Raw genomic sequence first — 14,316 nt, forward strand, 5'->3', positions numbered from 1 at the left:
CCGGGCCCGGGCCCGGTCGCTGTATTAGAGGTAGTATTCCGGTTCGAGGGTTCCTCCGCGGGCAGACTCGACCGTCGCGGGGGTTTGCGGGCGTATCGTCGCCGGTACGCCGACCAGCAGGGAGCGCGGAGGGGAATTTTTGGTCACGACGGCGTTCGAGCCGATCGTGCTCCAGGCCCCGATCGTGATCGGGCCGAGCACCTTGGCGCCCGCCCCCACAGTGACGCCGTCATCGAGAAACGGATGACGCCGCACCCCCCGTGCATGCCCGTGACGGCTCTTGCCGCCCAGCGTCACCGCGTGGTACAGCATTACATCGTCGCCGAGCACCGCAGTCTCCCCAATCACGACGCCCATGCCGTGGTCGATGAACAGCCGGCGGCCGATCGTAGCCCCCGGATGAATCTCAATTCCGGTGAGAAGCCGGGTCACCTGAGACAGCAGGCGTGCGGGCAAATGGAGCCCGGCACGCCACAGGCGATTGGCAACCCGGTACGACCAGACCGCGTGCAGCCCGCTGTAGGCAAGGAACACCTCGGTGTTACTGCGCGCGGCGGGATCGTGGGTGCGCGCAGCCGCGACGTCTTCGCGTAGGCGCAGGAAAAAATTCATTGAGGGGCAGGCAGCGTTCTCTTAGTCCAGCAGGTCTTCGTACAGCACGGTCGAGATGTATCGCTCGCCGAAGCCGGGAATGATGACGACAATGGTCTTACCAGCGTTCTCCGGGAGTTTTGCCTGCTCAAGCGCTGCCCAGACAGCGGCGCCGCCGGAAATGCCGCCGAGGATTCCCTCATCCGTGCCGAGTGAGCGCGCTGCGGCGAGCGAGTTGGCCAGGGTCACGTCGATGATCGAGTCGTAAACGCCGCGGTCGAGGGTTTCTGGAACGAAGTTGGCGCCGAGGCCCTGAATCTTGTGCGGGCCAGGCTTGCCGCCGGTGAGAATGGGGGAGTCGATCGGCTCGACACCGATGACCTTGAGACCCGGCTTCTGCTCCTTGAGGTAGCCGCCAGCGCCCGAGAGTGTACCGCCGGTACCGATGCCAGCTACGAGAATGTCGACCGTGCCGTCGGTGTCGTTCCAGATCTCGACGCCGGTGGTCGCGCGGTGAACGGCCGGGTTGGCCGGGTTCGTGAACTGGCTGGCCAATACAGCGCCCGGGGTATTCGCGACGATCTCGGCGGCCGTTTCGACCGCTCCGCGCATGCCGTCGGCCCCGGCGGTCAGCACGATCTCCGCGCCGTACGCCCGCATCATGACGCGGCGTTCCTTACTCATCGTTTCGGGCATGGCCAGAATGACGGAGTAACCGCGGGCCGCGCCGACCATGGCGAGGGCGATGCCCGTGTTGCCACTGGTCGCTTCAACGATGGTTCCACCGGGCTTGAGCGAACCGTCCTTCTCTGCTGCGTTGATGATTGCAACGCCGATGCGGTCCTTCACGCTGCTCGAGGGGTTGTAAAACTCGAGCTTGGCAAGCACGGTGGCACCGAGGCCCTCGGTCAAACGATTCAGCTTGACGAGGGGGGTTCCACCGACGGCTTCGGTGATGTCGGAGTAGATCTTGGGCACGTGAGCAACTTTCGTTCGGTGGAATTTTGCTAAATCCAAATAAATTGGGTGGCAGGGCCGTCTTCAGCCTATGCCCACGGCTGCTAGCGGCCGGGTGCGTTACATTTCACTACGTGCCTTCTTCAGATTCTGCCCTGCCTGCCACCGTGACTTCCCTGCGTAACCGAGCGGTCAGCCTGCTCACCGCGGCCGGCATCACCGACCCCGAAGTTGACGCCGACCTGCTGATCGGCCACGTGCTCGGACAGAGCCGCGGCGAAGTGCAGGCTGGCAGCATCCTAAATCGACCGATCAGCCCAGCGGATGCCGCCACCATCGACATCCTGCTCGCCCGCCGCGGCAGGCGCGAACCACTGCAGCACATCACTGGGCGGGCCCCGTTCCGGTCGTTGTCGTTGAACGTTGGTCCCGGAGTGTTCGTGCCGCGGCCCGAAACCGAACAGGTCGCCCAGCTCGCCATCGACGCCCTGCGGTCGATGCCCGATCCGGAGCCGATTGGCGTTGACCTGGGCACCGGGAGCGGCGCGATCGCGTTGGCTCTGGCCACCGAAGTGCCCCACGCGCGCATCTTCGCGATTGAGAATTCGCCAGAGGCTTTTTCGTGGACCACTCGAAACTTTAAGGAAGTGGCCGCCGAAAACGCCATCCTCACCTTCGGTGATCTCATGGACGCATTCGTGGAACTCGACGGTACGGTTGCCGTCGTTATCTCCAATCCACCGTACATTCCAGCCGATGCGATTCCCCGCGACCCCGAGGTACGTCTGTTCGACCCCGCCCACGCCCTGTTCGGCGGACCAGACGGCCTCGACGTGGTGCGCAGCGTGTCGGCAACCGGCCTTCGGCTGCTGCGCCCCGGCGGGGTGCTCGTGATCGAGCACGGCGAGCTGCAGGGTGCCGCGATCAGGGAGTTGCTGGCGATCGATGGCTGGCGCGCCCCCGCCACCCACCGCGACTACACCAGTCGAGACCGGGCCACGACAGCACTTCGGCCCTAAACAGCACGTGCCGAGGCCGTCGTTCAAACGCCCAGCCCGCGTATCCGCTCTTCACAACCGCACTGGGTTAGAATTGCCGGAAATGACACGCATCTACGATTGCACGAGCGACTCGCAAGCGAGCGAAGACTACCAAGCGCACATTTCACTGGCGCGCACGGCCATCGGACGCGGGGCGCTCGTTGTCATCCCTACCGACACGGTCTACGGCATTGCGGCTGACGCATTCAACGCCGAAGCGGTGCAGCTGCTCCTCGACGCAAAGGGCCGAAGCCGGCAGTCGCCCCCGCCGGTGCTCATTCCGGGCATCTCCACCCTTGACGCCCTCGCCGTGGACGTACCGCAGCCGGTACGCGACCTGGTCGCGGCGTTCTGGCCCGGGGGACTCACGGTCATCGTCAATGCCCAGCCCTCGCTGGTCTGGGATCTCGGTGAGACACGCGGTACCGTGGCGCTGCGCATGCCGAGCAATCAGGTCGCCCTCGACCTGCTCGCGGAGACCGGCCCGCTTGCCGTATCCAGCGCAAATCTCAGCGGCATGCCGCCCACCGTCGACGCCCAGGCTGCTGCAGCCGCGCTCGGCGAAAGCGTCGACATGTACCTCGACGGTGGAACCGCTGGCAGCACCTATGAAAGCGTGTTTAGTCAGACCAGCGACGTGTCGTCGACGATCGTGGACGCCTCCGGTTTCGAGACCAACGGTGGTTTTCTGCACATCGTGCGTAGCGGCGTTATCTCCCGCGAGGCCATCGCCAACGTCGTGGGCGATGTGCTCGCGGCCGTGCCGGCTATTCCAGGGACGCTGGCGGTACCGGCTGAAACGGATGCTGCGCCAACCGTCGTTGCCCCGTCCCAGGATGCCAGCATTGGCGACGCGCCCGACGAAACGGATGCCAGCCGGTAGCCCATGACCCTTTTCCTCCTGCTCGCGCTCGTTTCGGCGATCGTGACCTTCGTTTTGTCAATCGTGGTCTACAAACTGAGCCACAAGTATCGCCTATACCCGAAAATCCGCGCACGCGACGTGCACACCCGGCCCACGCCGCGTCTCGGCGGCATCGCCATGTTCCTCGGAATTCTCGTGGCTTTCGGCATCGCCTATCTCATTTCGGCTCCCTTCGCCCCGCTGCGTCTGGTCTTCGCCGACCCGCAGCAGATTCTTGCGATCCTCGGCGCTGCACTTTTGATCGTGCTTGTCGGCGTCGCCGACGATATCTGGGACCTCGACTGGATGACCAAGCTGGCCGGACAATTTATCGCCGCTGGTCTGGTCGCGTGGCAGGGCGTGCAAATCTACTCTCTGCCGATCGGCGGACTGACGGTCTGGAGCGGCTGGACGTCGATCGTCGTCACGGTCGTCGCGATCGTCGTGGTCATGAACATGATCAACTTCATCGACGGCCTGGACGGCCTCGTCACCGGCGTGGCATTGATCGCAAACGGGGTGTTTTTCCTCTACAGCTACTTGCTCGTGCGAGACACCTCACCGACCAATTACTTCAACCTCGCCTCGCTTATCGCCGCCATTCTGGTGGGCGCCTGTGTCGGTTTCCTCCCCTTGAACTGGCACCCGGCCAAAATGTTCATGGGCGATGCCGGTGCGCTCCTGGTTGGCCTGCTCATGGCAACGAGCGCCATCGCCATCACCGGCCAGATCGACCTGACAGCGATCAATCGCTCCCAGCTGTTTCCGGCCTTCATTCCCATCCTGCTGCCGGTGGCGATCATGATCATTCCGCTGCTCGACTTCGGGCTGGCCGTGATCCGTCGCGTGCACGCCGGCAAATCACCATTCAGCGCCGACCGAAAACATCTGCACCACCGGCTGCTCGATATGGGACATTCTCACCTGCACGCCGTGCTGATCTTTTATGGGTGGACGGCAGCAGCAGCCATCGGATGTCTCCTGTACTACATCCTGCCGGTCTATTTCGGGCTGCCGACCTGGTACGCGACCATCTTTGTGGTCACGTCGCTGCTGACCTGCACCATCGTCACGCTCGCCCCGCTCGGCCGCCGCAAGACCGGTGAATGGATCAGCCAGTCGGCTCCGGTGCAGATGGCAGTGCTGGACCGATTTGACCCGCTTGACGAAGCCGCTGCTCCCACGACAGTACTATCAGCCCCAACAACGACACCAGCGACCGCCTCCACGGCGGCGCCTGCCGAGGAGAACGTATGACCAGCGCCAACCCCCCCGTTTCCACCCAGCCCACCTCGATCCCCGTGCTGCGCCGCATCCTGATGTACGGGGGATATGTCGCCCTCGCCATTGCCGTGGTGGGTTCGATCATCGGCTACTTCGTCGCGGGCGGCACCGGTGTACTCAGCGCCCTGATCGGAACGCTCATGTCGGTTGGCTTCATGGGCATCACGGCCGGCAGCATTCTGTTGGCCAATCGCGTCGCCGGAAACGAATCCGCCATCGGTGGCTTCTTCGGCATCATCATGGGCGGCTGGCTGCTCAAATTCGTTGTATTTCTGGTGCTGCTCGTGGTGTTGCAGGATCGCGCGTGGATTCAACCGATGGTGCTCTTCTTCTGCATCGTCGCCGGTGTCGTGGGTTCCCTTGTCGTGGACGCTGTCGTGGTTCTGAAGACCCGGATGCCCTACGTCGGCGACGTCAGACTGCCGCCTGCCCCGGTCGACGAGTAACCCTTCGACCCATTCGCCCACGGATCCTGCTCTCGATTCGGCTCCGCGCCTGATCTTTGCTAGAGTAAACACCGATCCCACCCCGGTTTGCACACGCTTTTCAGCGGCGTAAACCTGCCCCATTCGTCGTTGCGCGAGCAGAGCTCACCGCCCCGAAACAGGAGAAAGCGCTGCTAGAAATCGCCGTAAACCTGATGGTCCCGTCTGCCACCGGCGACGGTGAATTCCACGGTCCCTCCATCAATGAGTTCTTCCCCGACGTAATATTTTTTGCTGATACTCCGTTCGAGATTAACCGCATCATTCTGATTCGTTTTATTGCGGTCGCCGTTCTGATGCTGGTCTTCTGGCTTGGTACTCGCCGCATGAAGATCATTCCGACCCGCGGCCAGAGTCTGGCCGAAATGGGACTCGACTTCGTTCGCGTCAACATCGCTGAAGACCTGCTCGGCAAGAAAGACGGCAAACGCTTTCTGCCGCTTCTGACCACCATCTTCTTCATGGTGTTGTTCATGAACCTCACGGGAATCATTCCTTTCCTCAACATTGCCGGTACCTCGGTGATTGGGGTTCCGTTGCTTCTGGGCATCATCGCCTACGCCACGTTCATTTATGCCGGCGTCAAGAAAAACCCCGCGAAGTTTTTCCGCAACTCGCTCTTTCCGCCCGGAGTACCAGTCGGGCTCTACATCATCGTGACGCCGATCGAATTCATCTCGACGTTCCTGGTGCGACCTTTCACCCTCACGCTCCGACTGATGATGAACATGATCGTCGGACACCTTCTGCTCGTGCTGTTCTTTAGCGCTACCCAGTTCTTCTTCTTCACTGCGGATGGCGGGTTCAAGCTCTTCGGTGCTGGCACCCTCGTCTTCGGCTTCGCCTTCACTCTCTTCGAAGTGCTGATTGCGCTCCTCCAGGCTTACATTTTTGCCCTACTCACCGCCGTCTACATCCAGCTCGCGCTGGCTGAGGAACACTAGACACTTTAGGAATCCGGCACTCGCCGAATTCACCATCACGGAAGGAAACATACGTGGACGCAACAACCGTTCTCGCGGAAATCAACGGAAACATCGCGACCGTCGGTTATGGCCTCGCAGCCATCGGCCCGGCAATTGGTATCGGTATCGTCGTTGGCAAGACCATCGAAGGTGTCGCACGTCAGCCTGAACTGGCCGGCCGCCTGCAGGTGCTGATGTACATCGGCATCGCCTTCACCGAGGCGCTCGCCTTCATCGGCATCGCCACGTACTTTATTTTCACTGGCAACTAAACCCCTCCACTATCTAGTTAGGAGGCATGATGCTTCACGCAGTAATTGCAGCCGCGACAGAAGAAGCGGCTAAGAATCCGCTCATTCCGGAGTGGTACGACATCATTTGGTCGGCGGTTTGCTTTGTCGTGATTTTCTTTTTCTTCTGGAAGCTTGTGCTGCCCAAGATGCAAAAACTTCTTGACGATCGTGCCGAAGCCATCGAGGGCAACATCGCCAAGGCCGACGACGCCCAGCGCAAGGCCGAAGCTGCACTCGTGCAGTACACGGCCCAGCTCGCTGACGCTCGCGCGGAAGCAGGTCAGATTCGTGACCAGGCCCGCACTGATGGCCAGCGCATTGTCGCTGAGCACAAGGATCAAGCTGCTGCCGAAGCGGGTCGCATCGCGGCCAGCGCCAAGGCGCAGATCGAAGCCGAACGTCAAGCCGCCGTCGTGTCCCTTCGCAGCGAGGTCGGCACCCTTGCCATTGACCTCGCCTCGGGTGTCATTGGTGAAAGCCTGTCCAACGATGCGAAGGCCAGCGCCATCGTAGATCGCTTCCTGGCAGAACTCGAAGCCAATGAAGTACCAGCTCATGCAGCAGCTCCAGCAGCAGGAAAGATCTAGCAAATGGGAAGCGCCACCAGAGAAGCACTGGCCACGTCGAGGGCGGCACTGTCCGTTCCCGGCGGGACGACTGATCTGGCGACGGGCGAAAGTTTGTTCGGTGCCGGTCGCGTGATTGGTTCGTCATCTCAGCTGTTGTCAGCCCTCGGCGACGCGTCAGCGGATGCTGCGGCCAAGGTCACCCTCGTGCGCGCCGTTTTCGGTGCAACTGTGACATCTCGCGCGCTCGACCTGCTTGCCGCTGCAGTGTCCGAACGCTGGTCCAGCCACGAGGACCTGCTGGCCGGCATTGAAGAACTCGGCCTGCGGTCCCTGGCCCTGTCTGTGATGGCTGGCAGTGCGTCAGCCGCTAGCACGTCCATCGAGGGTGAACTGTTCGCCTTCGGCAAGACGGTGGCCTCCGACGCTGAGCTGGAGCTGGCTCTAGCCAGCAAGCTCGGCAAGCCAGGCGCCAAGGCTGCCTTGGTTGAGAAGCTTCTGGCAGGCAAAGTTTCCGGTCAGACGCTCGCCATTGTTCGCCACCTGGTGCAGCAGCCCCGCGGTCGCCGCATCGGAGAACTGCTGCGACACGCAGCGGCCGTCGTCGCGGATGAGACTGGCACGTCGATCGCTACCGTCACCTCGGCACTTGTCCTCACCGCCGACCAGCTTGCCCGCCTGCAGAAGAACCTTGAGCTGCGTCACGGACGAGCACTGACCATCAACCAGGTCGTCGACCCGGAACTGGTTGGTGGCGTGCGCGTACAAATCGGTGATTTGGTCATCGACGGCAGCATTGCAACCCGCTTGGCGGATTTGAGACTCCAGCTCGCTCGCTGAGTCACCTCAGCAGCACCATAAACCCAGCAGTACCAGATGACTCAGGGCGGCAGCGTCCTCGAACAGACAGAACCTGTACAGCCGTACAGAAAAGGGAAGATGATGGCAGAACTAACGATCAGCCCCGATGAGATCCGTGGCGCTCTCCAGGACTTCGTCAAGTCCTACGAGCCGAACAAAACATCAACGACCGAGGTTGGCTACGTCACCACGGCCGGAGACGGTATCGCCCACGTTGAGGGCTTGCCCGGCGTGATGGCGAACGAGCTCATCAAATTTGCCGACGGCACCCTGGGCCTGGCTCAGAACCTCGACGAAGATGAGATCGGCGTCGTCGTTCTCGGCGAATTCGGCGGCATCGTTGAGGGCATGGAGGTGCACCGCACTGGCGAGGTACTCTCCGTACCCGTCGGCGACGGTTACCTCGGCCGGGTTGTCGACCCGCTCGGCGCCCCCATTGACGGACTTGGCGACATCGCGACCGAAGGCCGTCGTGCCCTCGAGCTGCAGGCCCCCGGCGTCATGAGCCGCAAGTCGGTTCACGAACCGATGCAGACCGGCATCAAGGCCATCGACGCCATGATCCCGATCGGCCGTGGCCAGCGTCAGCTGATCATCGGTGACCGGCAGACCGGCAAGACGGCGATCGCGATCGACACCATCATCAACCAGAAGGTCAACTGGGAGTCCGGCGACACGAACAAGCAGGTTCGTTGCATCTATGTCGCGATCGGACAGAAGGGCTCCACCATCGCTTCGGTGAAGGGTGCCCTCGAGGATGCCGGAGCGATGGAATACACCACCATCGTCGCCGCTCCCGCGTCCGACCCAGCCGGCTTCAAGTATCTCGCCCCGTACACCGGCTCGGCTATCGGCCAGCACTGGATGTACGCGGGCAAACACGTTCTCATCGTCTTCGATGACCTGTCCAAGCAGGCCGAGGCGTACCGTGCCGTATCGCTGCTGCTGCGCCGCCCGCCGGGACGCGAAGCGTACCCCGGAGACGTGTTCTACCTGCACTCCCGCCTGCTCGAGCGTTGTGCCAAGCTTTCCGACGAGCTCGGTGCCGGATCGATGACCGGTCTTCCGATCATTGAGACCAAGGCCAACGACGTTGCCGCCTACATTCCGACCAACGTGATTTCAATCACCGACGGTCAGATCTTCCTGCAGTCCGACCTGTTCAACGCCAACCAGCGTCCAGCTGTTGACGTTGGTATCTCGGTCTCTCGTGTCGGTGGTGACGCGCAGGTCAAGTCGATCAAGAAGGTCTCCGGAACACTCAAGCTCGAGTTGGCCCAGTACCGTTCACTCGAGGCCTTCGCCATGTTCGCCTCCGACCTCGACGCGGCGAGCCGTCGTCAGCTCGCCCGCGGTGCCCGCCTCACTGAGCTGTTGCGTCAGCCGCAGTACTCGCCGTACCCCGTCGAGGATCAGGTCGTCTCCATCTGGGCCGGCATCAACGGCAAGCTCGACGAGGTTCCCGTTGCTGACGTGCTGCGCTTCGAGCGCGAGCTGCTCGACTTCCTCGGTCGTAACACTGAGATCCTGAAGACCCTGCGCGAGACCAACGTTCTCTCCGACGAAACCGTTACAGCCCTCACCGCCGGCGTCGACAAGTTCAAGCTTGAGTTCCAGACCGGTGAGGGCAAGCCGCTCGCCTCGGTGGGCAAGGAAAAGTTTGAGGCTATTGCTGCTGAAGACGTCAACCAGGAAAAGATCGTCAAGCACCGCCGCTAGTCCTCGGCGATTCGCACGATGCAGAACCACTGACGACGCTGTAACAATGACGACGACAAACTGAAAGACAAGGAAGCAGACACATGGGAGCGCAACTTCGGGTCTACCGGCAGAAGATCAAGTCTGCCCAGACGACCAAGAAGATCACTCGGGCCATGGAGCTGATCTCCGCCTCGCGTATCCAGAAAGCGCAGGCGCGAGTGGCTGCGTCAACCCCGTACTCGCGCGCGGTAACGCGTGCTGTTTCAGCGGTGGCCACGTACTCGAACGTTGAGCACGTGCTCACCACGGAGCCCGAGAAGATCGAGCGCGCAGCGGTCGTTATTTTCGCGTCCGACCGCGGCCTGGCCGGTGCGTTCAGCTCGCAGGTGCTGCGGGAAGCCGAGTCTCTGAGCGAGTTGCTCCGTGGCCAGGGCAAAGAGATCGTGTACTTCCTGGTCGGCCGCAAGGCCATCGCCTACTTCAACTTTCGCAACCGAGCCTCGGAGCGAATTTGGACTGGTGGAACAGACCAGCCGCAGTTTGAAACGGCCAAGGAAATCGGCGAAGCCCTTCTGGAGACGTTCCTCACGGACTATGCCGATGGTGGCGTCGACGAGATTCACATCGTCTACAATCGTTTCGTCAGCATGGTCACCCAGGTTCCCGAAGTCGTTCGACTGCTTCCCCTCGAAGTCGTCGAGGGGGTGGAAGAGCCCGGTGACAATAAGGTCCTTCCTCTCTATGAGTTTGAACCCGACGTCGAAACCGTTCTAGATAGCCTCCTCCCGGTATACATCGAGAGTCGTTTGTTCAACGCGATGCTGCAGTCGGCGGCGTCCGAGCACGCGAGTCGCCAGAAGGCGATGAAGTCGGCCAGTGACAATGCCGACAAGCTAATTACGGACTACACACGCCTGTCGAACAACGCGCGCCAGTCCGAGATTACCCAGCAGATTTCCGAGATCGTGGGTGGAGCCGACGCGCTCTCATCCGCTAAGAAGTAGTTCACATGTCCTATGGGCAGAGAAGAGAGAGCAATGACTGACACCGCAATCGCGCCAGTCCGGGCGGATGACACGGCCGGCTCTGTTGGCCGCATCGCGCGCGTCACGGGCCCCGTTGTCGACATCGAGTTTCCGCATGACTCGATCCCCGGCATCTACAATGCCCTGAAGACCACGATCACCATCGGTGGCGAGTCGAACGAGATCACCCTCGAGGTCGCATTGCACCTCGGTGACGACCTCGTTCGCGCTATCGCGCTCAATCCGACCGACGGGCTCGTTCGCGGACAGGAAGTACGCGACACCGGCAGCCCCATCACCGTTCCGGTCGGAAACGTCACCAAGGGCAAGGTCTTCAACGTCATCGGCGATGTCCTCAACGCCCAGCCCGGCGAGACGATCGAAATTACCGAGCGTTGGCCCATCCATCGTAAGCCGCCGGCCTTCGACCAGCTCGAGTCCAAGACTCAGCTGTTCGAAACCGGTATCAAGGTCATCGACCTTCTGACGCCGTATGTACTTGGTGGAAAGATTGGCCTGTTCGGTGGTGCCGGAGTCGGCAAGACCGTCCTCATCCAGGAAATGATCCAGCGCGTTGCGCAGGACCACGGTGGAGTGTCGGTGTTCGCAGGCGTCGGCGAGCGTACCCGTGAGGGCAATGACCTCATCGCCGAGATGGAAGAAGCCGGCGTTTTCGACAAGACCGCCCTGGTCTTCGGCCAGATGGACGAGCCGCCGGGAACGCGTCTGCGCGTTGCCCTCTCCGCTCTCACCATGGCTGAGTACTTCCGCGACGTGGAGAAGCAAGACGTCTTGCTCTTCATCGACAACATCTTCCGTTTCACCCAGGCCGGCTCCGAAGTGTCGACCCTCTTGGGCCGTATGCCTTCCGCCGTGGGTTACCAGCCCAACCTGGCCGACGAGATGGGCATCCTGCAGGAGCGGATCACGTCGACCCGCGGCCACTCGATCACCTCCCTTCAGGCGATCTACGTTCCCGCCGACGACTACACCGACCCGGCACCGGCGACCACCTTCGCCCACCTGGACGCTACGACCGAGCTGTCCCGCGCGATCGCGTCGAAGGGCCTGTACCCGGCCGTCGATCCGCTCACCTCGACCAGCCGTATTCTCGACCCCCGCTACCTGGGTGCCGATCACTACAACACGGCTGTTCGGGTCAAGGCCATCCTGCAGAAGAACAAGGAACTCCAGGAGATCATCGCGATCCTCGGCGTTGACGAGCTCTCTGAGGAAGACAAGGTCACGGTTTCCCGTGCCCGCCGCATCGAGCAGTTCCTGTCGCAGAACACCTACATGGCGAAGAAGTTCACCGGTGTCGAAGGTTCCACCGTTCCGCTCAAGGACACCATCGAGTCGTTCACGGCCATCGCTAACGGTGACTTCGACCACGTGGCCGAGCAGGCTTTCTTCAACGTCGGTGGCATCAACGACGTCGAAGAGAAGTGGGCTCAGATTCAGAAGGAGAACGACTAAGCATGGCGAAGTCGTTGTCCGTCAGTGTTGTTTCTGCCGACCAGCAGGTGTGGACCGGCGAGGTGACCATGGTCGTTGCGAAGACCGTCGAGGGCGAGATCGGCATCCTGGCCGGACACGAACCGATGCTGGCGATTCTGGCCGCGGGTGACGTACGTCTCACCCTGGCGGACGGCTCAAAGGTTCTGGCCCAGGCTGAGGATGGCTTCTTGTCGGTCGACAACGACGTGATCACCATCGTGGCCCGCAAGGCCGAACTCGTGGGTTCCAAATAACCCGTTTGAAACACCAGTGCTGATACTGCTTCCGCCGTCGGAGACGAAACGCTCCGGCGGCGAAGCTGTACCCCTGGACTGGGCAGAACTGGCCTACCCGACCCTGAACGTGAAGCGTCGGGTTCTGGCGCGGGCGCTCGTCGCACTGACGCGGCATCCCGAGGCCGCCCGCACCGCCCTCAAACTGGGCCGCACACAGTTGTTTGAGATTGACCGCAACCGTGAGTTGTTTGCGTCTCCTACCCTTCCGGTGATCGACCGTTACACCGGGGTACTCTTCGACGGCCTGGATGCTGCGACCCTTTCGCGGCCGCAGCGCGAGTTCGCACACGCCCACCTGGTCGTGCACTCCGCACTCCTTGGGCCGCTCGCTGCCCTCGATCCGATCCCGGCGTACCGGCTGTCCCACGATTCGCGCGTGCCGGGAGTCACGCTGGCCAATCACACTCTCAAACAGCACTGGAGCGCCGACGTTCAGAAGCTTCTCGGCCGGACTACCGGACTGTTGCTCGACCTGAGGTCTGAGGCTTATGTTGCCCTGGGCGCCCGACCCGTGCGGCCGGAGTCACTGTACCTTCGAGTAGTCACCGACACCGGAGACGGTCAGAAGCGTGCCCTGAACCACTTTAATAAGAAATCCAAGGGTGAGTTCACCCGGGCTCTGCTCGAAAACGAACACAATTTCACGAACGCGCGCGAACTCATCCGCTGGGCACAATCGGTCGGAATCCGACTCGACCATGGCACACCCGGCGAACTCGAGCTTGTCGTCGAGCAGCACCTCGCCGCGCCGGGTCGCCCGGCCTCATCGACGATCTATACCGGGGTTAGGCTGGGCGCGTGACTACAGACACCGGCACCCTCCCCAAAGCGGTCAACGTCCCGATCCTTCGGCAACCGGTCAATGTGACCGTCACCGGAGCTGGCGGGCAGATCGGTTATGCGCTGCTCTTTCGCATTGCCGCCGGCGCGCTGCTGGGGCCCATGACGCCGATCCGTCTCACCCTGCTGGAAATACCTCAGGGGTTGAAGGCTGCTGAGGGCACTGCGCTCGAGCTCGAGGACTGTGCCTTCGGCCTGCTGCGCGGGGTGAACGTCACCGATGACCCGGCGGTCGCATTCGACGGAGTGAATATCGCTCTGCTCGTCGGGTCGCGCCCACGTGGTCCGGGCATGGAACGTGCCGACCTTCTTGAAGCAAACGGCCGCATTTTCGGTCCGCAGGGGGCCGCCATCAACGCGGGCGCGGCCGATGATGTGCGCGTGCTGGTGGTCGGCAACCCCGCCAATACAAATGCCCTCATCGCCGCCGCTCACGCGCCGGATGTGCCGAGTGACCGTTTCACTGCCATGACCCGGCTTGACCACAACCGGGCCGTCGGGCAATTGGCCAACCACCTCGACGTCTCCGTCGGGGCGATTCACGGGCTGACCGTCTGGGGCAACCACTCGGCCAGTCAATACCCGGATGTCTTTCATGCCACAGCAGAGGGCCGAGCGGTTCGCGATCTCGTCGACGAGCAGTGGCTGACGGAGACATTCATCCCGCGAGTCGCCGAGCGCGGGTCGGAGATTATCGCCGTGCGGGGAGGCTCTTCGGTCGGCTCCGCCGCCAATGCGGCCATCGACCATGTGGGCGACTGGGTCACCGGCCGCGGCGTCGACTGGACCAGCGCAGGGGTCGTTTCCGATGGCTCCTACGATGTTCCGCTCGGCTTGGTGTGCTCTTTCCCGGTGCGATCGGTTGACGGGAATTGGCGCATCGTAAGCGGGCTGCAACTCAACGAATTCTCGCGCAGTCGAATCGAGGCATCCGTCGCAGAACTCGTGGAGGAACGCGACGCGGTGCGTGCGCTTGGCCTGCTGCCAATGGGGCGTCGCTGAGTTTCACGG

Annotated in this window: 16 protein-coding genes; 14 read left to right on the forward strand and 2 right to left on the reverse strand. The window is 62.1% G+C overall.

What is annotated here, in order from left to right; translation table 11 throughout:
- Window positions 1-24: 24 nt before the first annotated feature.
- Both epsC and cysK read right to left on the reverse strand, forming a co-directional pair.
- Window positions 25-612, reverse strand: coding sequence for a serine O-acetyltransferase EpsC (gene epsC, locus CXY70_RS09990; protein WP_104192221.1), 588 nt, complete (start codon window positions 610-612; stop codon window positions 25-27).
- Between the two features lie 21 nt (window positions 613-633).
- Complete coding sequence (cysK, locus tag CXY70_RS09995) at window positions 634-1,569, reverse strand: cysteine synthase A (RefSeq protein ID WP_104192222.1); 936 nt, start codon at window positions 1,567-1,569, stop codon at window positions 634-636.
- Window positions 1,570-1,682: 113 nt separating this feature from the next.
- Here cysK and prmC point away from each other — a divergent pair, with 113 nt between their 5' ends.
- From prmC to CXY70_RS10065, 14 genes are all read left to right on the forward strand, one after another.
- Window positions 1,683-2,567, forward strand: coding sequence for a peptide chain release factor N(5)-glutamine methyltransferase (gene prmC / locus CXY70_RS10000; RefSeq protein WP_369852389.1), 885 nt, complete (start codon window positions 1,683-1,685; stop codon window positions 2,565-2,567).
- An 82-nt stretch (window positions 2,568-2,649) separates the two neighbouring features.
- Window positions 2,650-3,471: an L-threonylcarbamoyladenylate synthase gene (locus tag CXY70_RS10005; RefSeq protein WP_104192223.1), complete on the forward strand. Its 822-nt coding sequence runs from the start codon at window positions 2,650-2,652 to the stop codon at window positions 3,469-3,471.
- Window positions 3,472-3,474: 3 nt separating this feature from the next.
- A complete protein-coding gene (locus tag CXY70_RS10010) occupies window positions 3,475-4,749 on the forward strand; it encodes an MraY family glycosyltransferase (RefSeq protein ID WP_104192224.1) in 1,275 nt (424 codons plus the stop codon).
- On the forward strand, window positions 4,746-5,222 hold the full coding sequence (locus CXY70_RS10015; RefSeq protein WP_104192225.1) for a hypothetical protein: 477 nt from the start codon (window positions 4,746-4,748) through the stop codon (window positions 5,220-5,222). The genes CXY70_RS10010 and CXY70_RS10015 overlap by 4 nt, the downstream gene beginning before the upstream one ends.
- Window positions 5,223-5,416: 194 nt before the next feature.
- On the forward strand, window positions 5,417-6,205 hold the full coding sequence (gene atpB, locus CXY70_RS10020) for a F0F1 ATP synthase subunit A (protein ID WP_104192226.1): 789 nt from the start codon (window positions 5,417-5,419) through the stop codon (window positions 6,203-6,205).
- A 53-nt stretch (window positions 6,206-6,258) separates the two neighbouring features.
- On the forward strand, window positions 6,259-6,498 hold the full coding sequence (atpE, locus tag CXY70_RS10025) for an ATP synthase F0 subunit C (RefSeq protein WP_104192227.1): 240 nt from the start codon (window positions 6,259-6,261) through the stop codon (window positions 6,496-6,498).
- 29 nt (window positions 6,499-6,527) lie between these two features.
- Complete coding sequence (locus CXY70_RS10030; RefSeq protein WP_104192389.1) at window positions 6,528-7,106, forward strand: F0F1 ATP synthase subunit B; 579 nt, start codon at window positions 6,528-6,530, stop codon at window positions 7,104-7,106.
- A 3-nt stretch (window positions 7,107-7,109) separates the two neighbouring features.
- Complete coding sequence (locus CXY70_RS10035; protein ID WP_104192228.1) at window positions 7,110-7,925, forward strand: F0F1 ATP synthase subunit delta; 816 nt, start codon at window positions 7,110-7,112, stop codon at window positions 7,923-7,925.
- Between the two features lie 102 nt (window positions 7,926-8,027).
- The gene (atpA, locus tag CXY70_RS10040; RefSeq protein WP_104192390.1) at window positions 8,028-9,665 is read left to right on the forward strand and encodes a F0F1 ATP synthase subunit alpha; all 1,638 of its coding nucleotides are present in this window, start codon (window positions 8,028-8,030) and stop codon (window positions 9,663-9,665) included.
- 83 nt (window positions 9,666-9,748) lie between these two features.
- Complete coding sequence (locus tag CXY70_RS10045; RefSeq protein ID WP_104192229.1) at window positions 9,749-10,651, forward strand: F0F1 ATP synthase subunit gamma; 903 nt, start codon at window positions 9,749-9,751, stop codon at window positions 10,649-10,651.
- A gap of 33 nt (window positions 10,652-10,684) precedes the next feature.
- A complete protein-coding gene (gene atpD / locus CXY70_RS10050; protein WP_104192230.1) occupies window positions 10,685-12,148 on the forward strand; it encodes a F0F1 ATP synthase subunit beta in 1,464 nt (487 codons plus the stop codon).
- 2 nt (window positions 12,149-12,150) lie between these two features.
- Window positions 12,151-12,423: a F0F1 ATP synthase subunit epsilon gene (locus CXY70_RS10055; protein ID WP_104192231.1), complete on the forward strand. Its 273-nt coding sequence runs from the start codon at window positions 12,151-12,153 to the stop codon at window positions 12,421-12,423.
- Window positions 12,424-12,439: 16 nt separating this feature from the next.
- Window positions 12,440-13,267 carry a YaaA family protein gene (locus tag CXY70_RS10060; RefSeq protein WP_104192232.1) on the forward strand — a complete coding sequence of 276 codons (828 nt, stop codon included), beginning with the start codon at window positions 12,440-12,442 and terminating at the stop codon, window positions 13,265-13,267.
- 41 nt (window positions 13,268-13,308) lie between these two features.
- Window positions 13,309-14,307 (forward strand): malate dehydrogenase, encoded by a 999-nt coding sequence (locus tag CXY70_RS10065; protein WP_104192391.1) that lies wholly within the window; start codon window positions 13,309-13,311, stop codon window positions 14,305-14,307.
- Window positions 14,308-14,316: the final 9 nt, after the last annotated feature.

This window comes from Cryobacterium sp. Y82 (assembly GCF_002929495.1).
GTDB classification, from domain to species: domain Bacteria; phylum Actinomycetota; class Actinomycetes; order Actinomycetales; family Microbacteriaceae; genus Cryobacterium; species Cryobacterium serini.